Source organism: Pseudoxanthomonas gei, assembly GCF_010119615.1.
In the GTDB taxonomy this organism is placed as follows: Bacteria; Pseudomonadota; Gammaproteobacteria; order Xanthomonadales; family Xanthomonadaceae; genus Pseudoxanthomonas_A; species Pseudoxanthomonas_A gei.
In genome coordinates, this window is sequence record NZ_QOVG01000001.1 from 226,829 (window position 1) to 251,168 (window position 24,340).

The following is a 24,340-nucleotide window of genomic DNA, read 5'->3' on the forward strand; positions in this document are numbered from 1 at the left end:
TCGTGCCTGTCGCAGGACACGAGCGGAGCCGGTGGATTCGGGACCGCAACAGCAACGCAAGTCGCGAAGCCCGTGGCAATCCAGACATTGAGAGCTTCGCGACTCGCTTCGCTCATGCAGTGAAAGCCATCACGCTCATTCCTGCCGCGGAACGGCCGCGGCCTGTTGCAGCCAGGCCCAGCGCAGCATCACCGCGATCGTCATGACCATCAGGAATCCGCCATACGCCATCATCGTGGCCAGGATCTGCTGCCACATGTGGCCGTAGCCGGGTTCGGCGTTGTGCACGCTCCATTGCATGCCGGCAGTGGCGACGCCGGTGGCAAGCAGCAGGGAGGCGATGTCGAAGGCCTTGCGGGCGCCGCCGCGCGGCTGCCGCGGGAACATCCAGAACAGCACAGCCAGGATAGAGAACCACGGGATGAACAGGATCATCGCCAGGTTGAGTTCCACTACGGGATTCACGGCCGCGCCTCTAGGCTCATTGGACCCGCCCATCATCGGCGGACCGTATCAGTTTTAGTAGAATCAGTTCCCGTGTAAAAAACCAGATCAGTTCAGGCATGAAGCGCTACGAGTCGCTGGCGGGGGATATCGCCCGCTCCATCCACGAGGGCCTGCTGAAGCCAGGCCAGCGGCTGCCTTCGGTGCGCCAGGCTGCGGCCACCCGCCAGGTCAGCCCGTCCACGGTGTTCCAGGCCTATTACCTGCTGGAGGCGCGCGGGCTGGTGCAGTCGCGGCCGCGATCCGGTTATTACGTCGCCACGCATGCCAGGCCGCTGCCGCTGGAACCGGAAACCGCCTCACGTCCCGATGGCGAATCACGCGACGTGGATGTAAGCGAGCTGGTATTCGAAGTCCTGCAATCGGCCATGGCCCTCAACGTGGTCCCCCTGGGATCCGCATTCCCCAGTCCGCTGCTGTTCCCATTGGACCGGATCGGCCGCGCGGTGGCCTCTGCAGCGGTGCACCTGGATCCGTGGAGCACGGTCGACGACCTGACTCCGGGCAACGCGGCGCTGCGGCGGCAGATCGCGCTGCGCTACCAGATGGCCGGCATGGACGTGGGCATCGACGAGATCGTCATCACCAACGGCGCGCTGGAGGCATTGAACCTGTGCGTGGCGGCGGTGACCCGGCCCGGCGACGCGGTGCTGGTCGAATCGCCGTGCTTTTATGCCACCTTGCAGGCGCTGGAGCGCAACGGCCTGCGCGCCGTCGAAGTACAGACCCACCCACGCGACGGCATCGACCTCGATGCGCTGGAAATGGCGATCGCGCGACATGCGCCGCGCGCCTGCTGGCTGATGCCGACCTTCCACAACCCGCTCGGCAGCAGCATGCCGGAGGAGCGCAAGCGCGCACTGGTGACGCTGCTGGCGCGGCATGCCATTCCTCTGATCGAGGACGATGTCTACGCCGAGCTGCATTACGCCAGCCAGCGCGCCTTGCCGGCCAAGGCCTTCGATCGCGAAGGACTGGTGATGCATTGCTCTTCGTTTTCCAAGAGCCTGGCGCCCGGCTATCGCATCGGCTGGGTGGCGGCCGGGCGCGAGGCTCGCAAGGTGGCCCGGCTGAAGTTGACCACGACCCTGAACAGCAACGTGCCGACCCAGATCGGTCTTGCCCACTACCTGGAACGCGGCGGATTCGATCGCCACCTGCGACGCCTGCGCGCCACGCTTGCCGCCCAGCAGCAACAGTACGTCGCCGCCATCGGCGAGGCTTTTCCGCCGGGTACGCGGGTCACGCGCCCGGCCGGCGGTTATTTCCTCTGGATCGAACTGGACCACGGCGTGGATGCGATCCAGCTGCAGCGCGCCGCATCGCAACTGGGCATCAGCATTGCACCGGGGCCGATGTTCTCGGCCAGCCGTGGTTTCCGCCATTGCCTGCGACTGAACTACGGCCACCCGCTGGATGCGCGCATGCAGGCCGGCCTGGCCACGCTGGGACGACTGGCCGCCTAGAGCGTGGCCACGACCTCGTCGCTGTACTGCTTGAGGAATTCCGCTGCCTTCGCGTTCTGCTCGCGCGAGAACGAATGCACCACCACCGCAGTGCGGCCCAGCTCAAGCGCTGCGTAGACACGGGTGATGTAGGGATCGTGGTCGGGCCGCAGGGTAAACAGGCCGCCGAGGAACAGGCCTGCCACGGCGCCGAAGGACACGATCACCGCCCCGGCCATCACCGCGGAATTGACGATGTACGGGATGCCCCGGGCATACAGCACCGCGAACAGCACCGCGCCGGCCACCGCGCCCAGCAGCCCCAGGCGCAGGTGCGCGCGCAGCATGGTGCGGAAGATGCCGCGGCTTTCCGGTTCCAGCTTGCTGCCGGGGCGTGGGTCGCCCGGGGCGATCACCTGCACCTGCGCGTCCGCCAGCTCCAGGGACTGGCGCAGACGGGCGGCGGCCTCACGCGCCGATGCGGGGTCGGCAAAGATCGCCGCCACCTTGCTGTTGGACAGTTCCGCGGAAAACGGGCTCTCGTTGGCCATGGCGACTTGCTCCGTGTGGGTCCAGGCATTCTGTCGCGGCCCGGGTTGCGACCGCGTGCAGGCAGGCCCTGCGGACCTTCGCAGCGCAACGCCTGCGCCGCATGCGGCGGTCAGGGAGTGACCACCAGCTTGCCTTTCATGATCCCCGAGTGGCCCGGGAATGAGCAGAAGAAGCTGTAGTCGCCACCGGCCTTGAGCCTGGCGCCAGCGAACTTGGCCGTGGTCTTGCCGCCGCCGCCCACCAGTGGCGTGGCCGCGATGACGCGGGCATCGCCCTTGGGCAGGTAGCCGCCAGCCACGCCGGCCTTCATGCCGGCCGTGGCGATGGCAGCCAGGTCGGCGGTCTTGCTGATCACCACGTTGTGGCCCATCGCGGCGACCGGCAGCTTGCCGGTGTGGCTCAGCTGGATGTTGATGGTGGCGCAGGAAGCGGACACGGTCGCGGTTTTCAGGTCGTACTGCATCTGGTCGTTTGCCTGCAGCTTCAGCGTGCAGTTGGGGGCCGCGCTGGCGTGGGCGGCGACGCCAAGCAGGGCCAGGCCAAGGGCGAGGGCAGGGAGGTGCTTCATGTGGTTTGCTCCATGGAGTGGCTTAAGGGTTGTGGCTTCAGGGGCCGGCGGTGGCGTGGCGCACGGCGGCGAAGAATTCGGGATCGGGCTGGCTGCCCATTTTTTCGGTGCGCGCGAGGATGCGGCCGTTTGCGTCGAGCAGGACCAGCGCACTGGTGTGGTTGAACTCGCCGTCGGCCAGGGCGCGATAGCGGATTCCCAGCACGCCAGCGACTTCCCGCACGTCGGCAGGGGACGGACTGGCCAGCGTCCAGCGTGCGCGATCCAGCTTGCGTTTGGCGACGATGGAAGTCAGCGCTGCCGGCGTGTCGCGCTTCGGATCCATGCTGACCAGCAGGATGCCAAGGCGCGCGCGTTCGGCCGGGGTCAGCTGCCGTTCCACTGCCTTGCCGCTGTCGACGATCAGCGGGCAGATGTACTGGCAGGAGGTGTAGAACATGGCGACCAGCTGCACCTTGCCGCGACGGCTGGCCCAGGCGAATTGCCTGCCGTCCTGGTCGGTCAGCTGCACCGGCAGCTGGTAGACCGAATCACGCGGCAACGGCACGGGCTTGCTGGCGGCGAGCACGGGCGTGCACGCAACGAGCAGCAGCAGACACAGCAGTCTTTTCATTTCAGGTCCTTGGCGCAGCGGAAACCCATGTTGGCGGTGGTGTCTTCCGCATTGAGCGAGGACAGCATCGCCACCCGCATCAGCACCGCATAGTTGTCGCGGTCATCCATCGACAGCGCGCCGGCGCCGCAGAACTTCGCGTTGTCGGCATCGCCCTGGTTGCGGTTGTCGCCAGCCACCAGCAACGAGGAAAAATCCTCGGTCCATTCCCACACCAGCCCGTGCAGGTCCTGCACGCCGTAGGCGTTGGGCGCCTGCAGCCCCGTGCGTGCCAGGGCCTGGTTGGAGGGGTGCGAATACCAGCGCAGGATACGCTCGCGCCACGCTGGGTCGCGGCGCGCGTCGCGCCGTGTTTCATCGGCCGCCGCCGCGTATTCCCATTCGTCCCAGCTCGGCAGCCTTGCGTCCTGGGCCTCGCAATAGGCCTGGGCTGCGAACCAGCTGACCTGGACCACCGGCTGTTGCGGCAGGGCCTTGGCGCCCAGCGCATCGGCGCTTGTCCAGTGCGAGAGATAGCGTGGTTCGGCGAACACCCGCGCCACCCGATCGCGACGCCATTGCGGCTGCGAGCGCACGAAGGCCAGGAATTCGGCATTGGTGACCGGCTTGCGCATCAGCGCGAACGGGGCGATGCGGGTGGCGCCCTTGCGGTCCTCGTACTTCAGCGCGGTGCGGAAGTTGCCGCCCGGCAGCTGCGCGTAGTCCGCGGCGCCGACCGCCAGGCCGGCGAGGGGAATCAGCAGCAGCACTGCCGCCAGGCGGCGCATTGCCTAGTGACCTTCCGAGGCGTTGGCGGGCTTGGCCTTGCGGGCCGCTGCGGCCTCTTCCTTGGTCACGTGGCCGCCGGGGTTGCCCCAGCTGTTGAGGACGTAGGTGGCCAGTTGCGCGACCTCGTCATCGGTCAGCTGGTTCATCGGCGGCATGATCGAGTTGTAGTCCTTGCCGTTGACGGTCACCGGTCCCTGCAGTCCATGCAGCATCACGCTGGGCAGGCGCTTGGTGTCCGCGGCGATGTAGTCGGACTTGGCCAGCGGCGGGAACACCCCCGGCATGCCTTCGCCATTGGGCTGGTGGCAGGTGGCGCAGGTACCGTTGAACAGGTCCTTGCCGGCGGCGATCTGCTCGGCCACGGTGAGTTCGCCGGCGTGCGCGGACTTGGCTGCCGTCGCCACGGCCGCCATGTTCGGCTGCGCGCGATTGCCCAGGTAGACGTAGTCCACTTCCTTGCCGGAGTAGATTGATTTGTTCTCGGGCCCATCGGCCTTGAGGATCGCCAGCGCACCCTTGTTGAAGGCGCGGAAGATGCTGTGGTCGACCAGCACGTAGCTGCCGGGCACCTCGAGGTGGAATTCCATCATCGCCGCGCCGCCCGAGGGAATCAGCGTGGTCTGCACATTTTCCTGGTAGTGCCGGCCGCCCTCGTACCAGACCTTGTCGAAGATCTCGCCGATGACGTGGAAGCTGGACACCAGGTTGGGGCCGCCGTTGCCCACGTACAGGCGCACGTTGTCGCCGACATGTGCGGTCAAGGCGCTGTCGCCGGTGAGCGAACCTTCCTTGCCGTTGAACAGCACGTAGGTCGGGTGCTCGTCGATGGCTTTTTCCATGTCGAACGGTTGCAGGCCCTTCTCACGGTATTTGCCGGTGGTGTAGAAGTCGCCCTGCATCACGTAGTACTCCTTGTCGACCGGCGGCAGGCCCTCCGGCGGTTCGATCAGGATCAGGCCGTACATGCCGTTGGCGATGTGCATGCCGACCGGCGCGGTGGCGCAGTGGTACACATAAAGGCCGGCATTGAGCGCCTTGAAGGTGAAGCGCGAGGAATGACCCGGCGCGGTGAAGCTGGAGGCCGCGCCGCCACCGGGACCGGTGACGCCATGCAGGTCGATGTTATGCGGCATCTTCGATTCGGGCATGTTGCGCAGGTGGAATTCCACCGTGTCGCCCTGGCGCACGCGGATGAAGCTGCCCGGCACGGTGCCGCCGAAGGTCCAGAAGGTGTAGCTGACGCCTTCTGAAATCTCCATCTCCTTTTCGATCACGTCCAGGGTGACGATGACCTTGGCCGGCGCGGTACGCCCGGTGGCCGGTGGCACGTGCGGCGGCGAGGTCAGGATCGCGTCGACCGGCTTGCCCTGTGGCGGGCCGAAGTCGCCCTTGCGCGAGCCTCCGGAGTCGGTGGACGCCGTGGTGGTCGCAGGCTTGTCGTCGCCGCGGCACGCCGACAGCGTGAGTACGGTTGCGGCCAGGACCAGCGCCAGGTAGCGGCTAGCGTGCTTCATGCGGATTCCCCTTGGAGTTTGCGATGCTTGCTGGCCTTTGCGTGCGCGTGCCCGGCAGCGAGCGCATCGGCCTTGGTGGCGTGAACTGTGCCCGGCGCGGTTTCCGGCGGGGCATAGACGGTGTACAGGCGCATCGGCTTGTCGCCGGTGTTGACCAGGTTGTGGCGGGTGCCGGCGGGAACCGAGATCAGCGACCCTTTCGCGACCGCAGATGCCACGCCTTTCAGTTGCACCTGGCCCTTGCCCTTCACCAGGACCAGCAACTGGTCGTTGCCGGCATGGGCCTCCTCGCCGATGTCCTCACCCGGCTGCAGGCACATCACCACCACCTGCGAATGGGCATTGGTGAGCACTTCGCGGCGGAAGTCGTTGTTGGTTTTCGCCAGCTTCCTGATGTCTTTGTTGAACAGGGGCATGTCGGGCTCCTTGTCGGGCCGTCGAGGTGGCCGGGATGGTCGCTTCACACGGTGCGGGCACAGCCTGCAGTGGCAAGGTACTGCCACCGGGCACGGCCGCCTTTGATCTGGATCAAGCCCCGCCAGTCAATCGCGGCAGGCAGGTCCTGGCTGCGCCCGGCTTGACCCAGGTCAACCGCCGGACGCCTTTCACGAAGGTGCAATGCACCCTGCAGGCTTGACCTGGGTCATGGCCTGCGCAGCTGCCCGGTGGTCTGCTGGTGCCGCACATTGAATGCCAGTGGCGAGCGAGGGCAGGGCGATGACAGACGAGTTGTGTTGGGAAGGCTTCGCATGGATGGCCGGGTCGGGTATCCGCGAAGCTCTTGATGCCGCCGGCGTCGACTGCGTCGCCATGGATGGCAGCCCTGCATTCACGCACTCGGGAATTCCTGCGGAGGACGATGCGCATGAGCCGGCCCGCTCTTGAGCGCGCCATGCTGGGGCGTACCGGACCGGGTGCCGGCGGACGGGAAATGGAGATCGATGCCGGCATCATTGCCACCGGGATGGGGCTGGAACCGGCCCGGGTGCAAGCCTTGATGCAGAGCGGGAAGATTACCGTGCTGTGCGAGCGCGGCACCGGCGAGGACCTGGGCTGTCACCGCATCACCTTCCATCATGGCGGGCGACGTTTCCGCATCCTCATCGATGCCTCGGGACGCATTTTCGCCTCAGCATGAAGCCGCCTTCGTGGTGGCTCACGCCTGCCAGTAATGCAGCCACCCCAGCGGGTGATGGGCCAGTGCGATGCCGATGATCGCCAGGTAGACCAGGGTGGCCGCGGCAAGGCAGCAGGCCCGGGTGCGACGGGTGCGGCCGCGCTTCAAGGCCATGCTGCCCAGCACCACGTACACGACCAGCAATACCAGCTTGGTGCCTAGCCAGCCATTGCCGAACATCGCCCAGGGCAGGACCGTGAGCAGCATCATCGCCGCGGTCAACAGGGTGGTGTCGATGGCATAACTGGTCCAGCGCACCGGCAGCGACTGCGGCCAGCGCGCGCCGGCCATCACGCCGACGCCACGCAATGCAAACAGGGCGCCACTCAGCACGATCATCAGTACGTGCACGTATTTGATCTGCGGATAGAACTCGATCATTGCTTTAAAGAAACTCCTGGATTTGTTCTGTGTGCCCGTTTGTCTGAGCATCGATAGCAGGACCAGGAAGGCGGGAGGCGGAGGCGGAAGTCATAAGCATTCACAGCCTGCCGTCGCCCTCACCCCGGCTTCCCATCCGCGCGTGGGCTCAGGTAGATGCGGCCGATGCGCACCAGCCAAGGCAGGAAGGCGAGGAGCCAGCCGCACGCGGCCAATGCCTGCCAGGCGCCGGTATCGGCTGATATTTCGGCGGCCACGCGCATCACCGCCACCAGCTGGATGGCCGCGAACGCGAACCACGCCGCGGCGGGCATCTGCAGCGGCCTGCCGGAATGGCCCTGGGTGACCCGGGTGACCATGGCGATGAGGATGCTGCCGAAAAATCCTATGAAAAGCGCATGCGCCGGGCCGCGGCCCAGCCAGTACACGCCGGTCATCGCGTAGGCGATGCTCTGGGTCGAATACAGCCAGAACGCCAGCGGCAACCAGGCCAGTCCGATGAACAACACGCCAAGCAGCCCGGGTTTGGGTCCCCGCGGCCACCAGCGCCAGCACATCGTCGCGAACAGCATCAACAAGGGGACGTCCACCAGCCACGACCACGCATAGGCGTGGGTCAGTTCCAGCACCAGGTGCGCCAGGCACAACGGCCAGAACGCCGCCAGCAACCACAGCGGCCGCCAAGGCGTGTAGCCGGCCACCGAGCCGCCAGCGAAGAACGGGAACATGCGATGGGCCACGGTCACGTAGACCGGCAGCAGCAGGCCGAAAGTGCCGAGCTTGATGCTGGCGAACACCCACAGTGGCGAGCCGCCGAACACGAACAACACGAAGCCCACCAGGCCCGCATAGCCAAGCACCAGGGCCGCGAAGCACGAGCGTGCATGCCAGGTGGCTCCGCGTTCGCGCCACAGCAACGGCGCCAGCGTCACCAGACCGGCGCTCCAGCCGGCGATCGTCATCAGCAGTCCGACCACGATGCCTGCTTCCCAGCCCATTGCGCCCAGCAGCGTTGCCAGCTGGCCACCGAACAGGCCGATGCCAACCGGCAGGTAACGCCAGCGTTCGAACTCCGGCAATCCCATCCAGCGCGGGAACGTCGTCAGCAGGAAGCCGAAGATGAAACTGGGCAGCACCTGGTACTGCATCACGAACGCATGCAGCCATCCCGCATACGGCGCGGGCTGCGGCATCGCCAGCACCGGCCAGCGCGCGGCGACCAGCCAGGCGCTCCACCACAGCATCGCCAGAAGCAGGTTGCTGGCGCCGACGAAGAACATCAGCCGGTGTGGTGCCTGCGCCAGCAGGCGTGGCGACAGTGCGGCCGCCGCTGAATCAGCCACCGCAGCCGCCGCAGCATTCCGAAGGCACGCGCACGAGCTGATCCTGTGCACCGCCGACGCCTGCCTGGCGCAGGCAGGCCAGCAACTCGGCTTCGGTGGCCACCGAGGAAATCCTCAGCGCCGAGGCAGCCTGGTCGAAATCCACGACCATGGCCGGGTCAAGTTCGGCGATGGCGCGCTCTATCGCGGCGATATCCGGCGTGCCCTGGGTGCTGAGTGTGTACTGCATGCTCTGGTTCTCCTGTTGCGGAAAGTTTGAAAAAAAAGGCGCTCGACGGCCCGGGCGAACCGGGCCATCGCCCGGTCAGGGATCGCCAGCCTCGACCTCGCCGCCCAACGCCACTTCACGTGTCGGCGCGATCCACAGCCGCAGCACGAACCAGGCCAGGGCCACGGCGCCGATGCTGAAGATGGTGTCGCCCGGGACCCGCATCCACACCAGCATCTCCACGATCGGCCGCTGCATGAACTCGGCCGAACGCGCGTAGGCATAGCCGTGTTCCAGCGTGGCCAGCAGTTGCATGATGCCGAGCGGCAACAGGGTCAGCAGGGCCATCAGGGTCAGGCCGATGTTGAGGCTCCAGAAGGCGACCTTGAGCGGCCTCGAATCCCAGACCATCTGTCCACGCAGCCCGCGCAGGCAGAACAGCATCAGCGCGATGCCGAGCATGCCGTACACGCCGAACATCGCCGTGTGCCCGTGCAGCGGGGTCAGGTTGAGGCCCTGCATGTAGTAAAGCGACAGCGGCGGGTTGATCAGGAATCCGAACAATCCGGCGCCGACCAGGTTCCAGAACGACACCGCGATGAAGAACATCACCGGCCAGCGGTAACGCGCCATCCACGGCGTCGACTTGCCCAGCTTGAAGCTGTGGTAGGCCTCGAAGCCGATATAGGCCAGCGGCACCACTTCCAGCGCACTGAAACTCGCACCCAGCGCCACCACCGCCGTCGGCGTGCCGACGAAGTAGAGGTGATGCAGGGTGCCGAGCACGCCACCAGCCATGAATACGATGGTCGCGAACAGCACGGCGGCCGAGGCGGTGCTTGCCTTGATCAGGCCCAGGCGGCTGAAGATCAGTCCCATCACTGCGGTGGCGAAAACTTCGAAGAAGCCTTCGACCCACAGGTGCACCAGCCACCAGCGCCAGTATTCGACTTCGGAGATATGGGTGTGTTCGCCCCACATCAGCGCCGCGCCGAAGAACAGGCCGATGGCGGCGGTGGATGCGAACAGCAGGGCGATGATCGGCTTGGAATCGGTGGCCGGACCACGCAGCACCGGCCACAGCGCACGGCCCACCATGACCACCCAGAGCAGCAGACCCACGAACAGGAACCACTGCCAGAAACGGCCCATGTCGGCGTATTCCCAGCCCTGGTGGCCGAACCAGAAGTTGTTTTGCAGGCCCAGCTTCTGCATCACCGCGAACCACTGGCCGGTGAACGAGCCCACCACGATCACCAGCAGCGAGACGAACAGGAAGTTGACCCCGAAGCGCTGGAATTTCGGTTCATGCCCCGACAACGCAGGAGCGATGTACAGGCCCGTGGCCAGCCAGGCCACCGCGATCCACAGTACCGCCAGTTGCGTATGCCAGGTGCGCGACAGGGAGTAGGGCAGGTATTCTGAAAGCGCGAAGCCGTAGGCCACCTGGCCTTCGACCTGGTAGTGCGCGGTGATCGCGCCCAGCAGGATCTGGCCCAGGAACAGCGCCAGCACCAGCCAGAAATACTTGGCCACCGCGCGCATCGACGGCGTGATGCGCAGGGTCGCCAGCGGGTCGCTGGCCGGAAGCTGGTGCGGTGCTTCCTCGCGGCTGTGGGTCACGGCGTAATGCCAGCCCAGCAGAGCGATGCCGGCAATCAGGAACAGCACGCTGAAGGCCGACCAGGCGAACAGCGGGGCAGGGGGGGTGTTGCCGACCAGCGGCTCGCTGGGCCAGTTGTTGGTGTAGGTCACGCGCTTGCTGGTGGCCGCATCGGCCGGAGAGGCCGCAGCGGCGCTGTCGCCGGCGCGTTCGGTGGTCGCCGCCCAGGCGGTCCACCAGAAGAACGCGGTCAGGGCGCGCCGGTGTTCCAGCGTGTCCACCGTGTCCTGCTTCATGGCATAGGCTTCGCGCAGTTCCAGCGTGGCCGGGTCGTTGCCGAACAGGCTTTCGTAATGCGCGGCGACATTGGACAGCGCGGCGACGCGATCCTGGGTCAGGGTGATGGTCTGCGTTGCCGGGTCATAGGTGTTGACCCGGATCATCGCCTGCAGGCGGCTGCGCAAAGCGCCTTGCTCCTCGGCCGGCAACTGCGAGTAGGTGGCCATGCCGCCGTCGCGGCGCGCCCAGATATCCAGCACGCCCATCGCTTCGCGATGCAGCCAGTCGGCGCTCCAGTCCGGCGCGACGTAGCCGCCATGGCCCCAGATGGAGCCCAGTTGCATGCCGCCCATGGATTGCCAGACCTGGCGGCCCTGCTCGATGTCGGCACGGGTGTAGATGACCGTGCCGTCTTCGGCAACGACGTTCTCCGGTACGGGCGGCGCGGCGCGGAAGATCTCGCCGCCGGCCCACAACAGCACGCTGAAGGATGCGATGAGCAGGACCACCAGGCCCAGCCATAGCTTGCGGGTATTGCCCATTGCAGCTCTCTCCCATGAGGTTTGCGGCATGGTCGGCCGGCGGCCCTCTGCGCGCCCTGACCTGGATCAAGTGCGCCGGTGACGGGGCCGATCGATGCCCCGGATGCCGCACCCTGCCGCTGGGGCTGACATCGCAAGTCAGGCGCAAGGCTCCGGATCCCGGCCGCAAGGCTCCAGAGCCTTGCGTGCGAGTCTTTTTCCTTGCGCGCGAGTCTTTTTGCCTTGCGCACGGTGCTCGGGAACCTTGCGCGCAAGGCTCGGCGCCTTGGAGGGCAGCTGTGGGGTGCAGCCCGCAAAGAGTTCCGCAGACTGCATGGCGGCTGGGGGAGCAGGCTCGGGCGTGGATTCGCCGATACCGCCAGTTGCACTATCGGCTCAGTTGCACCATTGCTGTTCGCAGGGCTCGCCGTCGCCATTACCGTCCATCTGGGTACCGGGACAGTGCTGCAGGAAATAGGTGGCCTCGGCGCAGGAGTTCATTTGCGAACAATGGGTGCGGCCATCGCAGCTGAAGGCCGGGGCGGGTGCAACCATCGTCGCCCGGTCCGGGATACTCGCAGCCCGGCTCCCGGAATCGGCGGGCGCCGGGGTTATCTGCCCGGAAAGGAACGAATAGCCATAGGTCCCCAGGGCGCCGACCGCCAGCAAGCCGAGCAAGGCCCTGCCCAGTCCCCTAGCCGGCGCAGGCGAGTGCAGCCGTTGGGATTGGCGCGGCGTGGCGCGAGCGCCCGGACGCATCACGCGCACCGCGCGTGACTTTCCATCACTGCCGGCCTCGATTTCGAAGGATATGACCTCGTTGAGCCGTGGGCGCTGGCCATCCTTCGGGAATGCCGAAACATGGACGAACAGTTCATCGCTCCCTCCCGCGGGCGTGATGAACCCGAATCCCCGATCGTCGTTCCACTTGCTCAGCGTGCCATGGGTTCGCATGCCTGGATCCTAGAGGAGGCTGCATCCGCAGCTCGGGTTGCCTAACTGCGCAGGATGGGCGCGGCCAGTTCCTGCAGGCGCTCGCGGCCGGACAGTTCTACTTCCCGACGGTCGATCTTCAACAGACCTTCGTCCTGGAACCGCTTGAGCACGCGGCTCACGGTTTCCGGCGCCAGGCGCAGGTAATTGGCGATGTCAGTGCGGGCCATGGTCAGCTGGAAGCGGTCCGGCGAGAAACCGCGCGCGGCCAGGCGTCGCGACAGCCCCAGCACGAAGGCGGCCATGCGCTGGTCCGCGGTCCAGTCGCCGGCCAGCAGCGTGGCCGTGCCAATGTCGCGGCTCATCAGCCGGAACAGGTGCTGCTGCAGCCCAGGCAGGCGGGCGGCAAGCACCGAGATCTTCGGGAACGAAAACCGGCACAGCATCGCCGTATCCAGCGCCACCGCATTGCACGGGTAGCGGTCGCCATCGATGGCGTTGAGCCCGATCACTTCGCCCGGCAGGTGGAATCCCAGCACATGCTCGTGGCCGTCGCGGTCGATGGTGTAGGTCTTGACCGTCCCGGCGCGCACAGCGGCGATGGCTTCGAACGCGTCGCCTTCGCGGAACACGTGTTCGCCGGCGTGCAGAGGACCCACGTGTTCGACCAGCATGTGCAGGTCCATCAACGCGGCCTTGTCCATGCCCTGCGCCAGGCAGGCCTGGGAAAATGCGCAGGTCGAGCAGAATTTCAGCGCGTCGCCGTTGTCGGCGAGGATGCTCGGGTCGAGACGCGGGAATGCCGTGCCGTTCATCGCGCCGCGCCCGCCCGTGTCAGATTGCGCGCGAGAACCGTGCCGGAGCGAGGTCGGTGGGGATGGCTGGCGTTTGCAGGTAGTGGTCGAAGCACATGGCGATGTTACGCAACAACAGCCGGCCCTGCTGCGTTGCCACGATGCGGCCGGGCTCGACGCGCACCAGGCCGTCTTCGCGCAAGGGCTCCAGGCGCTGCAGCGAATCGGCGAAATAGCGATGGAAATCGATGGCATGGCGCCGCTCCAGCGCCTCGATCTGGATTTCGCCCTGGCACATCAACTGCTGGATCAGGTCGGCGCGCAGGATGTCGTCATCGGACAGGCGCATGCCGCGGAATACCGGAAGGCGACCTTCGTCCAGAGCGATCTGCCAGCTCGGCAGGTCGCGCGGGTTCTGGCTGAAGCTGTCGCCGATGTGGCTGATGGCGCTCACGCCCATGCCGACCAGATCGGTCTCGGCATGGGTGGTGTAGCCCATGAAATTGCGATGCAGGCTGCCGCGTTGCTGGGCCAGCGCCAGCTCGTCGTCGGGCAGGGCGAAATGGTCCATGCCGATGTACACGTAGCCGGCCGCGGTCAGTTTCTCGATCGCCAGGCACAGCAGCTGCAGCTTGGCTTCGGCCGCCGGCAGGTCTTCCGCGTCGAGCTGGCGCTGGGCCTTGAACATGGCCGGCAGATGCGCGTAGCCATATACGGCCAGGCGGTTCGGACGCATGTCGATGACCGTATCAAGGGTGCGCGCAAAACCCTGCAGGCTCTGCTTCGGCAAGCCATAGATAAGGTCGACGTTGACCGAGCGCATGCCGTGCGTACGGCAGGCCTCGATGATGGCACGGGTTTCGTCAACTCCCTGGACGCGGTTGACTGCTTCCTGCACAGCGGGATCGAAGTCCTGCACGCCCAGGCTGGCGCGATTGAAGCCGGCCGCGGCAAGTTCGCCCACGTCATCCGGTTTCAGGAAGCGCGGGTCCAGTTCAATGGAAATATCGCGATGGCTGGAATCGCTGAAACGGAACTGGCCGCGCAGCACGTCCACGACCTCGGCCAGCTGGGCCGGCGACAGGAAGTTGGGCGTGCCGCCGCCGAAATGCAGCTGCACCACTTCACGGTCGCGGTCGAACAGGGCGGACACCAGTTCGATCTCGCGATAGAGCCGCGCCAGGTAGATCTCGCCGCGCGCCAGGTCGCGGGTGATGATGCGGTTGCAGCCGCAGTAGAAGCACGGGCTCATGCAGAACGGCACATGCAGGTACAGCGACAGGCGGCGCGGGATCGGGTCGCCATTGCTGAGTTGCACGGCTTCGCGCAACTGCGTTTCGCCGAAGCTCTCGCTGAATTGCGGCGCCGTGGGGTAAGAGGTGTAGCGCGGTCCCGGGCGGTCGTACCGCCGCAGCAATTGCGCCTCGGGCATGGAATCACTGGTCATGCGCTACAGGATATGGAGGCTTCCGGGGCCTGCCTTGATCCTGATCAAGTAGCGGACCCGGCCGAGTGTTCCGCCTGGAGCTTCCCCTCCAAGCTCCGCCCATTGCCTGGTCGCAGTGGCCTGCTCGCGCATGGAGTACGGACCAGCTTGGGCGAAGGTGCTATACCCTGGGCCAGGGGAGACATCATGAAAATCATACTTGTGGCGATCATGCTGCTGGCTGGGTCGACTGCCGGCATGCCGGCCGCAGCGGAGCAGGTCTACAAATGCGTCGACGGCAAGGGCAGGGCTTCGTACCAGTCGGCGCCGTGCGCTCCTACGCACACAGTGACCCGCACCTGGGATGCCGCGCCCGAGGCACCGCCAACCAACGCCGAACTCTGGCGCCAATACCACGCCAAGAAGCGCGGCCAGCAGGAATCGGCCTATCTACGGTCGCTCGCCGGGCGTGGTAGCACGGCGTCCGGAGCCTCCATTGGAACCACCCAGAGCGGTGACTCCTGCGCCGCGGCAAAGCAACACCGGCAGGCCACATTGAACGCGGTCGGTTTGAACCGAACCTATGACTTGCTGCAGCGCCTGGACGCGATGGTCAACGCTGCCTGCAAGTGAGGCTGGTCGACATGGCTGCTGCCATCCGCCTTGCGGAAGCCGGGTGTTGGGTCGTGCGCCCAGATTCGAAAGTCGAGTGAAGTGCAGGAGATCAGTCGAAGCAGGGAGCCAATGTGGCCATTTAGCGTTGGCTGAGGCCCTGCAACGTATTGCCTGCCATTTCGCATAATGCATATTATGTAAAGCGATATCTGACCAGCAGAGGTTATCGAGCTGATTTCTGATCGCCTGGGAATCTCCCCAGCCCTGCAGCTGGCCTCAGCCCTCCTGCTTCTGAAGCTCTCTCATTGCCCGCAGGAGTTCGATCAGGCTGGCGGCATCGCGAGGACCGTCGTAACGCTCGCCGTTGATGAAGAGGCTCGGCGTGCCGTTGACGCCGCTGCGCACGCCGGTCAGGAAATCGTGGCGCACGCGGCCTGCGTACGCTTCGTCCAGCACGGTCTGGAACAGATCGTCGTCCACGCCCAGCGCCCTGGCGTGACCGGCCAGGCCGTTGTCGTCCAGCGTCGACTGGTGCTCATACAGGCGGTCGTGCATCTCCCAGAACTTGCCGACCGTATCGGCGGCCTCGGTCAGTTCGGCCGCATGTTCGGCGTGCGGATGGGCTTCGGCCAGAGGAAAATGACGGAACACGAAGCACAGATCCTTTCCCATCGCTTGCTGGACGGCCTTGATCTGCGGGTACTGCTCGCCGCAGTACGGACACTGGAAGTCGCCGTATTCGACCAGTACCAGGGGCGCGTCCCGGGGGCCCTGCGCATGGTCCGAAGTTCCAACGTCGGGCTTGAGCTGGCTCATGACCGGGCTCCATTGGTCGGCGACAGTGCTTCCAGCGCTTCGAGGATCCCGTCGGCACCCGGATTGATGCCGCTGGGCGACACGTAACTCCAGCGCACGATGCCTTCCGCATCGATCACGAACAGGGCCCGCTCGCTGATGCCTTCCGGCAGCTGGTAGACGCCGTAACGACGCGAAACCTCGCCCTTGGGTTCGAAATCAGCCAGCAAGGGGAAATGCAGCTTGCGGTCCAGCGCAAACGCGGCATGGCACCACGGCCCATCGACGGATATGCCGATGACCGTCGCATGGAATCGCCTGAATTCCGGCATCAGCTCGTTGTACAGCGCCATCTGATCGCCACAGACGGGGCTCCAGTCCGCCGGATAGAACGCCAGCACCACCGGGTGACCGCGCAATTGCGAGAGTGAAAGCGTCTGGTCGGGTGTCGAGTGCAAGGTGAAGTCGGGTGCGGGCTCACCGACTGCGGGCATGGCGGATGCTTCAGGCATGGGGGTGCTCCAGCGTGTCGTTCAGCAGGACTTGCCCTGCGGCGTGGGCCTGCGCACGCAGGCGGGCGAGACTCGCGGAGTCCAGGTGCCCTGCTCCGCAGCCCCGAAGGTAATGCGATCTGCGCTGTCAATCAATCGGCAGGCAAACCCCCGGATAGACGTGACCAGCGCCAGTGTCGGCGTGAAACGAAGCCAGGGCCGGCAACACATTGCACCGGCGCAGCGACCATGGTCTGATCGCCCGTGATGACTACTGATGCACACCGCGCAATCGATGCCGTGTGGCGGGCCGAATCTGCCCGGCTCATCGCTGGCCTGGCGCGCATGGTTCGCGATGTCGGCCTTGCCGAGGAACTGGCGCAGGACGCGCTGGTCATCGCGCTGGAAAAATGGCCTGCAACGGGCGTCCCCGACAACCCCGGCGCCTGGCTGATGGCAACGGCCAAGCATCGTGCCATTGACCGCCTGCGTCGCGGCAAGCTGCAGCAGCGCAAGCACGAGGAGCTGGGGCATGAACTGGAACGCGAATGGGCCGATGCGACCGCGAAGCTGGAAGCGCGGATGGACGACGATATTGGCGACGACCTGCTGCGCCTGGTGTTCACCGCCTGCCATCCGCTGCTTTCCATGGATGCGCGGGTCGCGTTGACGCTGCGCCTGCTGGGCGGACTGACCACCGACGAAATCGCCCGCGCCTATCTGGTTGCGGAATCCACCGTGGCCCAGCGCATCGTCCGGGCCAAGCGCACGCTCTCCGAAGCACAGGTGCCGTTCGAAGTGCCACGTGGCGAAGAGCTGCACGAGCGAATCGGCGCCGTGCTCGGTGTCATCTACCTGATCTTCAACGAGGGCTATTCCGCCACCGCCGGCGATGACCTGATGCGCCCTGCCCTGTGCGAAGAGGCATTGCGGCTTGGGCGGCTTGTCGCGGAGTTGACGCCCGCGGAACCGGAAGCGCACGGGCTGGTCGCGTTGATGGAGATCCAGGCATCCCGTGCCCGCGCGCGCACCGGCAGCGATGGCAAGCCCGTGCTGCTGCCTGATCAGGATCGATCGCTCTGGGACCGGCAGTCGATCGAGCGTGGGTTCGCGGCCCTGGCGCGCGCGTATGCACTCGGCGGTGCAGCCGGGCCCTACGTGATGCAGGGCGCAATCGCCGCCTGCCACGCACGGGCCGCCAAGGCGGAAGATACCGACTGGCATACCATTGCGGCCATGTACGCGGCACTGGCGCAAATGGCGCCCTCCCCCGTCGTGCAGCTCAATCGTGCGGTGGCGGTGTCGATGGCCTCGGGCGCCGCGGCGGGCCTCGAGCTCGTCGATACCCTGGTGGCGGAACCTGCGCTCGCCCAGTACCACCTGCTGCCCAGCGTGCGTGGCGACCTGCTGTTCAAGCTGGGCCGCCATCGTGAAGCGCAGGCAGAGTTCACGCGGGCCGCTTCACTGACACGCAACAGTCGCGAGCAGGATTTCCTGCTGGATCGTGCGCGTCTTTGCGAACAGGGCAACGCGCCCCTGGAATAGGCGCAGCCGCAGCTGCAGGTTATGGAGCCGTCCCGCCCTGCACGGCTTCCATCTGGATGCGCAGGCCCACGTCCATGCTGAAACCGTAGTCCTTGCCCGCGGTCAATCCGAAGGCATCGCGGCGGAAGCTTGCAGAGGCATCGGCGCCGCACAATTCCCGCTTGAGCATGGGGTGCGGAATGCATTTGAATCGATGGATGACCAGGTCCACAGGCTTCGCAATTCCGTGCAGGGTCAGTTCCCCGATTACACGTGTGGGTACGCCGTCGACGAAATCGGCGAGCTTGCCCTTGTACGTGGCATGCGGGTATTTCGCGATGTCGAAGAACGCTGGCGAAACGGCCTGTTCGTGCATGGATTCAAGTCCGAAATCAACGCTGTCAATGTCAATGCTCACTGTTACGCTGCCAGACGATGCCGCCTTGTCCAGCACAAGAGTGCCGGTGGTGCGATTGAATTTTCCGCGCCAGAACGACAGGCCCATGTGATCGGCCTCGAAGCTGGGGAAGGTATGTGCGGGGTCCATTTCGTAGGTCACCGGCGCGGCATTCGCTGCGCAGGACACGGCCGCAAGCGTGGCCATGCAGAGTGTGCGTTTGAATGAATTCATTGCTGATCCTCGGTCTGGTTACGGCGGCTGGCACAGCGGGTCAAGCGGGAAACAGGTGGAAATAAGGTCGTGCCTCCGCCAGCGCCCGCGCGTACGAGGGTCGCCGCATCAACCGTTCCAGGTAGGCTGCCAGGCGCGGATTATGGTCGGCCAGCGGCATGACCTTGTTGGCATAGAACAGCGCTGGTGCCGCTGCGCAATCGGCCAGGCTGAAGCCGTGTCCGTTGGCCCAGGTGGGACCCTCCAGTTCGCTTTCGAGCAGGTCCAGCGCCGTGCGCATGGTGTGGCGAGCCTCTTCCACGCCGTGCGGGTCATGGCCCTCTTCCGGACGCAACCGGTCACCGACGATCTTCTGCATGGGCAGGTGCACGTAGAGGTCGAACAGGCGATCCAGCCTGCGCGTCGCCAGCGCCGCGTCCGCTTGTGTTGGAACCAGTTCCTGGCTGCCCGGGTAGTGATGCTGCAGGTATTCGATGATGATCGTGGACTCGGCAACCGTCACTCCCCTGCCCTCGTCCCGCAACACAGGGAACTTGCCGATCGGCCACATGCGCCTGAACGAGGCGCGCTGCGCCGCATCCCCCAGGTCCACCAGGTGGGGCGTGAATGGCACCTCGTTCTCGTACAGGGCGATCAGCGCCTTGTGGCAGAACGAGGACAAGGGGTGGTAATGCAAGGTCAGCGACATGGGCAAGTTTCCACTTCTGGCGAATTACGATTGCGTCGAACCGGAAAGCGCTGGTTCGACAAACGCACGGTCCCCGGCGGGCACGGTCGACCCGGTGACCAGCAAGACGTGCGGCTGGCTGCAGATCCCTAACCCCTGAGCGCCGCTTCCAGCTGCTGGCGCAGCTCGGGCTTGTGTGCGAACGGATCGGTCGGATTGCGCAGCGCCATGATGTCCTCGGCTCCCTGGCGCACGCCGTCCAGCGCATCAGGATGCGAGACCACATAGAAGCTGCCCGCGCGTATTGCATCGAAGGTGCGCTGGGCGATATCGGCGGCAGAGAGCTTGCCCGAGGTGACCGCCTTGCTGATCATGGCCTGGGCGATCATCTGCGAACGCGTGGCCGGGGATGCATTGGCCAGGTCCGCCGGACGGTTGCGATGCGACTTGTGGATGCCGGTGGGTACGAAGTACGGGCACAGCACCGAGCAACGCACCTGGTCGCTGACCAGCGACAGGTCATGGAACAGGGTTTCGCTGAGCGACACCACCGCGTGCTTGGACACGTTGTAGGCACCCAGGTTGGGCTGGTTGAGCAGGCCGGCCATGGAGGCAGTGTTGACGATGTGGCCGCGGTAGGACGGGTCGGCCTTGGCGGCGGCCAGCATCAACGGCGTGAACACGCGCACGCCATGGATCACGCCCCACAGGTTGACGCCCAGCGCCCATTCCCAGTCGCGCACGCTGTTTTCCCAGATCAGCCCCGCCGTGCCGATACCCGCATTGTTGAACAGCAGGTGCACTTCCCCGAACCGCTCCATGGTCGCTGCGGCAAGCGCCTCGATCTGCGCACCACTGGAAACGTCAACGACGCTTGCCAGTACCTGCGCCCCGGCGGCCGCGACCTCGGCCCGTGTTTCTTCCAGCGCATCGAGCTGGATGTCGGCCAGCACCAGATGCATGCCGAGCGACGCGCCGATACGCGCGAATTCGCGACCGAAGCCCGAACCGGCGCCGGTGATGACCGCAACCTTGCCCTTGAAATCGTCCATCTGCCCTCCCAGGCCGTGCGGTAGTGGGTGCTGCTGAATCAGACCGCGCTGTACCCGCCGTCGACGGCCAGGATCTGGCCGGTGATGTGCTTGCCTGCATTCGAGGCGAACAGCAGCGCTGCGCCCTTCAGGTCTTCGTCGTCGCCCAGGCGCTGCAGCGGCGAGTTGCCGATCAGCGCTTCCTCGCCCAGCGTCTTGATCAGCACGTTCGACATCTTCGACGGGAAGAAGCCCGGCGCCAGCGCGTTGACGGTAATGCCATGCCGCCCCCATTCGCCCGCCAGCGCGCGGGTGAAATTGACCAGCGCGCCCTTGCTGGTGTTGTAGGCGATGGTCTGCATGGCGCCGGGCGGATTGCCGCGCAGCCCGGCGATGGAAGCAATGTTGATGATGCGCCCGTACTTGCGGGGGATCATCGAGCGTTTGCCGATCTGCTGGCTCAGCAGGAACAGGCCTCGGATATTGAGGTTGAAAACCTTGTCCCAGGCTTCGACCGGATAATCCTCGGCCGGCGCGCCCCAGCTGGCGCCGGCGTTGTTGACCAGGATGTCCACGTGGCCCAGCTTTTCAATGGCCGCGTCGGCCAGGCCGGCCACGTCCGCGTCTTTCGAGGCGTCCGCCGCGACCCAGTCCGCGTCGATGCCCATCGCCTGCAGGTGCGCCTGCGCCTGCTGCAGCTCGTCGGCCTTGCGCGCCGACAGCACCAGCCTGGCGCCATAGCTGCCCAATGCTTCGGCCATCTGCAGTCCCAGCCCGCGGGAACCGCCGGTGATCAGTGCGGTCCTGCCGGTGAGGTCGAATAGGTTGCGGTCGGTCATGTTGCCTGCCTTGGTCGTATGTAGTTTTACAAAAGGATGAGTGGGCGTGCATGCGTGTTCAGAAGAACGCGTCCTGCATGTCCAGCGTGGTCCGGTCCAGGCTGGCCAGCAGTTCCAGCTGCGGATCCACCTTGGGCAGTTCCCACAGGAAGAAGTAACGCGCTGCACTGCGCTTGCCGTCATAGAAGTCGCCGCTCTTTTCCTCCGCCGCGAATGCCTGTTCCAGCCAGATCCAGGCAATGGCGATGTGACCGAAGGCTTCCAGATACACGCTGGCATTGGCCAGCGTCAGTTGCGGATCGCCCGCAGCCCACAGGGTGCCGGTCACTTCGGCCAGCCGCAGGAAGCGCTGTTCCAGCAGGTCTGCGTAAGTGGAGAGGCTCGCATGCGCCCTGGCCTTGCCGATGGTCTGTGCAACGCGGCCGGCGAACAGTTTGTAGGCGGCGCCGTGTTCCATCACCACCTTGCGACCCAGCAGGTCCAGCGCCTGGATGCCGTGGGTGCCTTCATGGATGGGGTTGAGCCTGTTGTCGCGGTAGAACTGCTCCACCTTGTATTCGCGGGTATAGCCGTAACCGCCATGCACCTGGATGGCCAGGTCATTGGCAGCCAGGCACCACTGCGAGGGCCAGCTCTTGGCGATGGGAGTCAGGATGTCGAGCAGCAGGGTGAGCTGCGCGCGGTCGTGTTCGTCCGTTGCAATGCGCGCTTCGTCTACCAGGCGCGCGCAATACAGGTTCAAGGCCAGTCCGCCTTCCACGTAAGACTTCTGCGCCAGCAACATGCGCCTCACATCCGCATGCTGGATGATGCGCGCCTGCGGGCTGGACGGATCCTTGCCCTCGGCACCGATGGGCCGGCCCTGCGGGCGGTTGCGCGCATAGTCCAGTGCATGCAGGTAGCCGGTGTAGCCAAGTGCCACCGCACCCAGGCCGACGCCGATGCGCGCCTCGTTCATCATGTGGAACATGCAGGCCAGTCCCTGGTGCGGCTTGCCGACCAGGTAACCGATCGCCCCACCCCGCCCCTGGGGCCGATGCTGCGTGCCTTCGCCGAAGTTGAGCAGGCAGTTCACCGCGCCGCGATACCCCATCTTGTGGTTGATACCGGCCAGCTGCACGTCGTTGCGCTCACCCAGTGAACCATCCGGGTTGACCAGGAATTTGGGGACCAGCAGCAGCGAGATCCCCTTCACCCCCGGAATCAGCCGGCCGTCCGGGCCGGGGATCTTCGCCAGCACCAGGTGCACGATGTTCTCGGACAGTTCGTGGTCGCCTCCCGAAATCCACATCTTGTTGCCGGCCACCCGGTACTGCGGACCGAATGGCGACTCGCCTTCGTAGTCGGCGCGTGTACTGATGTCGGACAGCGACGAACCTGCTTGCGGTTCCGAAAGGCACATGGTGCCGAAATAGCGGCCTTCCAGCTCGGCCTTGGCGAAGGTGTCGATCTGCGCCTGGTTGCCGTGCGCCAGCAACAGGTTGGCGTTGCCGATGGTCAGCAGCGGATAGGCGCTGGTACCGATATTGGCGGCGTAGAAGTAACTCAGTCCAGCTTGCGAAACGACCGTGGGCAGCTGCATGCCGCCCATCGCATAGTCATTGCCGCTGGCGATCAGGCCCGCGTCGGCGAACGCCTGCAAGGCAGGTTTCACGTCATCGATCAGGCTGACGGTGTTGCCGTCGAAATGCGGTTCGTTCTGGTCGGCCTTCTGGTTGTGCGGGGCGAACCGTTCGGTGGCGATGCGTTCGCAGGTATCCAGCACCGCATCGAAGGTTTCGCGATTGTGGTCGGCATAACGCCCGGTCTGGGTCAGCGCGGCCACGTCCAGCCATTCGTACAGCATGAATTCCAGGTCGCGCCGCGACAGCAGCAGCGAACTCATGCGGACCGAGCCTGTCCGGCGAAGCGGCAGCCCAGTTCGGCCAGCGGCTGTACCTGCCGGCCATACTCTGCCGCCTGCGGGCTGCTGGCCGTGCCTTGCTGCACGCGCTTGGCGATGCCCTGCAGGATCGCGGCGATGCGGAACAGGTTGTAGGCCAGGTAGTAATTCCAGTCGCCGGCGGCGCTGCGGCCGATGCGCTGTTCGTAGGCGGCGGTGTAGTCGGATTGCCTTGGAATTCCCAATGCCTCCAGGTCCAGGCCGGCCAATCCGCGCAATGCACCGCCGGGCACGATGTGCCAGCTCATCAGGTGATAGGCGAAGTCGGCCAGCGGGTGGCCCAGGGTGGACAGCTCCCAGTCGATCACCGCCAGGATGCGCGGCTCGGTGGGATGGAAGATGACGTTGTCGATGCGGTAGTCGCCATGCACCAGCGAGACCTGCGGCACTTCCTCCTGCGGAATGTGCCGGGGCAGCCAGTCGATCAGTGTTTCCATTGCCTCCACGCGTCCGGTTTCGCTGGCGCGGTACTGGCGGGTCCAGCGATCGACCTGGCGCGAGAAATAGTTTCCCGCCTTGCTATAATCCGCCAGGCCCAGTGCGCTGAAGTCGACCGCATGCAGGGCTGCGATCACGCGGTTGAGTTCGTCATAGATCGCGGTACGCTCGCCAGGCTCCATGCCGGGCAGTGACTGCTCCCAGAAGATGCGCCCCTCCACGAAATCCATCACATAGAACGCGCGTCCGATCACCGTCTCGTCTTCGCACAGGCAATGCATGCGTGCCACCGGCACCGCGCTGCCGGCCAGTGCACGCTGCAACCGGTACTCGCGCTCCACCGCATGCGCCGACGGCAGCAGCTGGGCCACCGGTGCCGGCTTGCAGCGCATGACGTACTGGTGCGCGGGCGTGGCCAGCAGATACGTCGGATTGGACTGGCCGCCCTTGAAGCGGGTGACCGTGACCGGACCGGCGAAGCCCGGGATCGCCGCGCGCAGATAGGTTTCAAGGTCCGCGACGTCAAAAGGCTCGCGCCCCTGTTCGGCGAGGGGCGCGGTCATGTGGACGTGTCGCTGATCTTGCAGTTCTGCATGGTGGAACTGAATTCCTTTTTCTCGAGCCATGCTACTGAGCGGGTTGCCGGCGTACAAGACGGGCATCCATGAGAAACCACACGACGACGGCGCCGAAGCGTGCCTTTCGCATGGGCCACTTGCATTCACAGGCACGCGGTAC

General features: G+C 65.5%; 26 protein-coding genes. 4 read left to right on the forward strand and 22 right to left on the reverse strand.

The annotated features are described in order from the left end of the window. Positions 1–135 precede the first annotated feature (135 nt). Positions 136–465 carry a hypothetical protein gene (locus DT603_RS00975; protein WP_162347983.1) on the reverse strand — a complete coding sequence of 110 codons (330 nt, stop codon included), beginning with the start codon at positions 463–465 and terminating at the stop codon, positions 136–138. Positions 466–563: 98 nt separating this feature from the next. Between DT603_RS00975 and DT603_RS00980 the strand changes: the two genes are divergently transcribed. Beyond that, positions 564–1,970 carry an aminotransferase-like domain-containing protein gene (locus tag DT603_RS00980; protein WP_162347984.1) on the forward strand — a complete coding sequence of 469 codons (1,407 nt, stop codon included), beginning with the start codon at positions 564–566 and terminating at the stop codon, positions 1,968–1,970. Here DT603_RS00980 and DT603_RS00985 read toward each other — a convergent pair. The 6 genes from DT603_RS00985 to DT603_RS01010 all read right to left on the reverse strand — a co-directional run bounded on the left by DT603_RS00985 (position 1,967) and on the right by DT603_RS01010 (position 6,380). After that, positions 1,967–2,500, reverse strand: coding sequence for a riboflavin biosynthesis protein RibA (locus tag DT603_RS00985; protein WP_162347985.1), 534 nt, complete (start codon positions 2,498–2,500; stop codon positions 1,967–1,969). The genes DT603_RS00980 and DT603_RS00985 overlap by 4 nt on opposite strands. A gap of 110 nt (positions 2,501–2,610) precedes the next feature. Next, on the reverse strand, positions 2,611–3,069 hold the full coding sequence (gene azu / locus DT603_RS00990; protein WP_162347986.1) for an azurin: 459 nt from the start codon (positions 3,067–3,069) through the stop codon (positions 2,611–2,613). A gap of 37 nt (positions 3,070–3,106) precedes the next feature. Continuing rightward, positions 3,107–3,682: an SCO family protein gene (locus DT603_RS00995; protein WP_162347987.1), complete on the reverse strand. Its 576-nt coding sequence runs from the start codon at positions 3,680–3,682 to the stop codon at positions 3,107–3,109. Next, positions 3,679–4,449, reverse strand: coding sequence for a formylglycine-generating enzyme family protein (locus DT603_RS01000; protein ID WP_162347988.1), 771 nt, complete (start codon positions 4,447–4,449; stop codon positions 3,679–3,681). The genes DT603_RS00995 and DT603_RS01000 overlap by 4 nt, the downstream gene beginning before the upstream one ends. 3 nt (positions 4,450–4,452) lie before the next feature. Continuing rightward, positions 4,453–5,964, reverse strand: coding sequence for a copper-containing nitrite reductase (nirK, locus tag DT603_RS01005; protein WP_162347989.1), 1,512 nt, complete (start codon positions 5,962–5,964; stop codon positions 4,453–4,455). Beyond that, a complete protein-coding gene (locus DT603_RS01010; protein WP_162347990.1) occupies positions 5,961–6,380 on the reverse strand; it encodes a cupin domain-containing protein in 420 nt (139 codons plus the stop codon). Before DT603_RS01010 ends, nirK begins: the two co-directional genes overlap by 4 nt. Positions 6,381–6,829: 449 nt before the next feature. On the opposite strand from DT603_RS01010, the gene DT603_RS01015 reads away from it, so the two are divergent. Next, positions 6,830–7,102: a DUF6522 family protein gene (locus DT603_RS01015; protein ID WP_246191512.1), complete on the forward strand. Its 273-nt coding sequence runs from the start codon at positions 6,830–6,832 to the stop codon at positions 7,100–7,102. 18 nt (positions 7,103–7,120) lie between these two features. Here the strand turns inward: DT603_RS01015 and DT603_RS01020 are convergent, their stop codons facing one another. The 7 genes from DT603_RS01020 to hemN form a co-directional block, all read right to left on the reverse strand. After that, on the reverse strand, positions 7,121–7,522 hold the full coding sequence (locus DT603_RS01020; protein WP_162347991.1) for a SirB2 family protein: 402 nt from the start codon (positions 7,520–7,522) through the stop codon (positions 7,121–7,123). A gap of 119 nt (positions 7,523–7,641) precedes the next feature. Further along, complete coding sequence (locus DT603_RS01025) at positions 7,642–8,865, reverse strand: NnrS family protein (RefSeq protein WP_343037699.1); 1,224 nt, start codon at positions 8,863–8,865, stop codon at positions 7,642–7,644. After that, a complete protein-coding gene (locus DT603_RS01030; RefSeq protein WP_162347992.1) occupies positions 8,858–9,094 on the reverse strand; it encodes a hypothetical protein in 237 nt (78 codons plus the stop codon). The genes DT603_RS01025 and DT603_RS01030 overlap by 8 nt, the downstream gene beginning before the upstream one ends. A 75-nt stretch (positions 9,095–9,169) precedes the next feature. After that, a complete protein-coding gene (locus DT603_RS01035) occupies positions 9,170–11,497 on the reverse strand; it encodes a nitric-oxide reductase large subunit (protein WP_162347993.1) in 2,328 nt (775 codons plus the stop codon). Positions 11,498–11,872: 375 nt separating this feature from the next. Continuing rightward, the gene (locus DT603_RS01040; protein WP_162347994.1) at positions 11,873–12,430 is read right to left on the reverse strand and encodes a cold shock domain-containing protein; all 558 of its coding nucleotides are present in this window, start codon (positions 12,428–12,430) and stop codon (positions 11,873–11,875) included. Between the two features lie 41 nt (positions 12,431–12,471). Next, positions 12,472–13,224 (reverse strand): helix-turn-helix domain-containing protein, encoded by a 753-nt coding sequence (locus tag DT603_RS01045; protein ID WP_162347995.1) that lies wholly within the window; start codon positions 13,222–13,224, stop codon positions 12,472–12,474. 19 nt (positions 13,225–13,243) lie between these two features. Then, positions 13,244–14,650 (reverse strand): oxygen-independent coproporphyrinogen III oxidase, encoded by a 1,407-nt coding sequence (gene hemN / locus DT603_RS01050; protein ID WP_162347996.1) that lies wholly within the window; start codon positions 14,648–14,650, stop codon positions 13,244–13,246. 186 nt (positions 14,651–14,836) lie between these two features. Here hemN and DT603_RS01055 point away from each other — a divergent pair, with 186 nt between their 5' ends. Further along, a complete protein-coding gene (locus tag DT603_RS01055) occupies positions 14,837–15,262 on the forward strand; it encodes a DUF4124 domain-containing protein (RefSeq protein WP_162347997.1) in 426 nt (141 codons plus the stop codon). A gap of 258 nt (positions 15,263–15,520) precedes the next feature. Here DT603_RS01055 and DT603_RS01060 read toward each other — a convergent pair whose 3' ends face one another. Both DT603_RS01060 and DT603_RS01065 read right to left on the reverse strand, forming a co-directional pair. Further along, a complete protein-coding gene (locus DT603_RS01060) occupies positions 15,521–16,060 on the reverse strand; it encodes a DsbA family protein (RefSeq protein ID WP_162347998.1) in 540 nt (179 codons plus the stop codon). Further along, entirely contained in the window at positions 16,057–16,551 is a 495-nt protein-coding gene (locus DT603_RS01065) for a redoxin domain-containing protein (protein ID WP_246191513.1), read from the reverse strand. The genes DT603_RS01060 and DT603_RS01065 overlap by 4 nt, the downstream gene beginning before the upstream one ends. Positions 16,552–16,797: 246 nt before the next feature. Between DT603_RS01065 and DT603_RS01070 the strand changes: the two genes are divergently transcribed. Continuing rightward, a complete protein-coding gene (locus DT603_RS01070; protein ID WP_211368225.1) occupies positions 16,798–18,075 on the forward strand; it encodes an RNA polymerase sigma factor in 1,278 nt (425 codons plus the stop codon). Between the two features lie 19 nt (positions 18,076–18,094). Here the strand turns inward: DT603_RS01070 and DT603_RS01075 are convergent, their stop codons facing one another. From DT603_RS01075 to DT603_RS01100, 6 genes are all read right to left on the reverse strand, one after another. Continuing rightward, positions 18,095–18,685, reverse strand: a complete 591-nt coding sequence (locus tag DT603_RS01075) for a YceI family protein (RefSeq protein ID WP_162348000.1) — start codon at positions 18,683–18,685, stop codon at positions 18,095–18,097. 40 nt (positions 18,686–18,725) lie between these two features. Further along, complete coding sequence (locus DT603_RS01080) at positions 18,726–19,373, reverse strand: glutathione S-transferase family protein (RefSeq protein ID WP_162348001.1); 648 nt, start codon at positions 19,371–19,373, stop codon at positions 18,726–18,728. A gap of 128 nt (positions 19,374–19,501) precedes the next feature. Continuing rightward, complete coding sequence (locus DT603_RS01085) at positions 19,502–20,404, reverse strand: SDR family oxidoreductase (protein ID WP_162348002.1); 903 nt, start codon at positions 20,402–20,404, stop codon at positions 19,502–19,504. A gap of 38 nt (positions 20,405–20,442) precedes the next feature. Then, complete coding sequence (locus tag DT603_RS01090) at positions 20,443–21,222, reverse strand: SDR family oxidoreductase (RefSeq protein ID WP_162348003.1); 780 nt, start codon at positions 21,220–21,222, stop codon at positions 20,443–20,445. A 58-nt stretch (positions 21,223–21,280) separates the two neighbouring features. Beyond that, positions 21,281–23,107: an acyl-CoA dehydrogenase gene (locus DT603_RS01095; protein WP_162348004.1), complete on the reverse strand. Its 1,827-nt coding sequence runs from the start codon at positions 23,105–23,107 to the stop codon at positions 21,281–21,283. Next, positions 23,104–24,165 carry a phosphotransferase gene (locus DT603_RS01100; RefSeq protein ID WP_162348005.1) on the reverse strand — a complete coding sequence of 354 codons (1,062 nt, stop codon included), beginning with the start codon at positions 24,163–24,165 and terminating at the stop codon, positions 23,104–23,106. Before DT603_RS01100 ends, DT603_RS01095 begins: the two co-directional genes overlap by 4 nt. Positions 24,166–24,340 lie beyond the last annotated feature (175 nt).

Bases quoted from the DNA above. Each gene is read 5' to 3' on its own strand.
- DT603_RS00980 (WP_162347984.1), top strand. From the start codon at position 564: ATGAAGCGCTACGAGTCGCTGGCGGGGGATATCGCCCGCTCCATCCAC.
- DT603_RS00985 (WP_162347985.1), bottom strand. From the start codon at position 2,500: ATGGCCAACGAGAGCCCGTTTTCCGCGGAACTGTCCAACAGCAAGGTG.
- azu (WP_162347986.1), bottom strand. From the start codon at position 3,069: ATGAAGCACCTCCCTGCCCTCGCCCTTGGCCTGGCCCTGCTTGGCGTC.
- DT603_RS00995 (WP_162347987.1), bottom strand. From the start codon at position 3,682: ATGAAAAGACTGCTGTGTCTGCTGCTGCTCGTTGCGTGCACGCCCGTG.
- DT603_RS01000 (WP_162347988.1), bottom strand. From the start codon at position 4,449: ATGCGCCGCCTGGCGGCAGTGCTGCTGCTGATTCCCCTCGCCGGCCTG.
- nirK (WP_162347989.1), bottom strand. From the start codon at position 5,964: ATGAAGCACGCTAGCCGCTACCTGGCGCTGGTCCTGGCCGCAACCGTA.
- DT603_RS01010 (WP_162347990.1), bottom strand. From the start codon at position 6,380: ATGCCCCTGTTCAACAAAGACATCAGGAAGCTGGCGAAAACCAACAAC.
- DT603_RS01015 (WP_246191512.1), top strand. From the start codon at position 6,830: ATGAGCCGGCCCGCTCTTGAGCGCGCCATGCTGGGGCGTACCGGACCG.
- DT603_RS01020 (WP_162347991.1), bottom strand. From the start codon at position 7,522: ATGATCGAGTTCTATCCGCAGATCAAATACGTGCACGTACTGATGATC.
- DT603_RS01030 (WP_162347992.1), bottom strand. From the start codon at position 9,094: ATGCAGTACACACTCAGCACCCAGGGCACGCCGGATATCGCCGCGATA.
- DT603_RS01035 (WP_162347993.1), bottom strand. From the start codon at position 11,497: ATGGGCAATACCCGCAAGCTATGGCTGGGCCTGGTGGTCCTGCTCATC.
- DT603_RS01040 (WP_162347994.1), bottom strand. From the start codon at position 12,430: ATGCGAACCCATGGCACGCTGAGCAAGTGGAACGACGATCGGGGATTC.
- DT603_RS01045 (WP_162347995.1), bottom strand. From the start codon at position 13,224: ATGAACGGCACGGCATTCCCGCGTCTCGACCCGAGCATCCTCGCCGAC.
- hemN (WP_162347996.1), bottom strand. From the start codon at position 14,650: ATGACCAGTGATTCCATGCCCGAGGCGCAATTGCTGCGGCGGTACGAC.
- DT603_RS01055 (WP_162347997.1), top strand. From the start codon at position 14,837: ATGAAAATCATACTTGTGGCGATCATGCTGCTGGCTGGGTCGACTGCC.
- DT603_RS01060 (WP_162347998.1), bottom strand. From the start codon at position 16,060: ATGAGCCAGCTCAAGCCCGACGTTGGAACTTCGGACCATGCGCAGGGC.
- DT603_RS01065 (WP_246191513.1), bottom strand. From the start codon at position 16,551: ATGCCTGAAGCATCCGCCATGCCCGCAGTCGGTGAGCCCGCACCCGAC.
- DT603_RS01070 (WP_211368225.1), top strand. From the start codon at position 16,798: ATGACTACTGATGCACACCGCGCAATCGATGCCGTGTGGCGGGCCGAA.
- DT603_RS01075 (WP_162348000.1), bottom strand. From the start codon at position 18,685: ATGAATTCATTCAAACGCACACTCTGCATGGCCACGCTTGCGGCCGTG.
- DT603_RS01080 (WP_162348001.1), bottom strand. From the start codon at position 19,373: ATGTCGCTGACCTTGCATTACCACCCCTTGTCCTCGTTCTGCCACAAG.
- DT603_RS01085 (WP_162348002.1), bottom strand. From the start codon at position 20,404: ATGGACGATTTCAAGGGCAAGGTTGCGGTCATCACCGGCGCCGGTTCG.
- DT603_RS01090 (WP_162348003.1), bottom strand. From the start codon at position 21,222: ATGACCGACCGCAACCTATTCGACCTCACCGGCAGGACCGCACTGATC.
- DT603_RS01095 (WP_162348004.1), bottom strand. From the start codon at position 23,107: ATGAGTTCGCTGCTGCTGTCGCGGCGCGACCTGGAATTCATGCTGTAC.
- DT603_RS01100 (WP_162348005.1), bottom strand. From the start codon at position 24,165: ATGACCGCGCCCCTCGCCGAACAGGGGCGCGAGCCTTTTGACGTCGCG.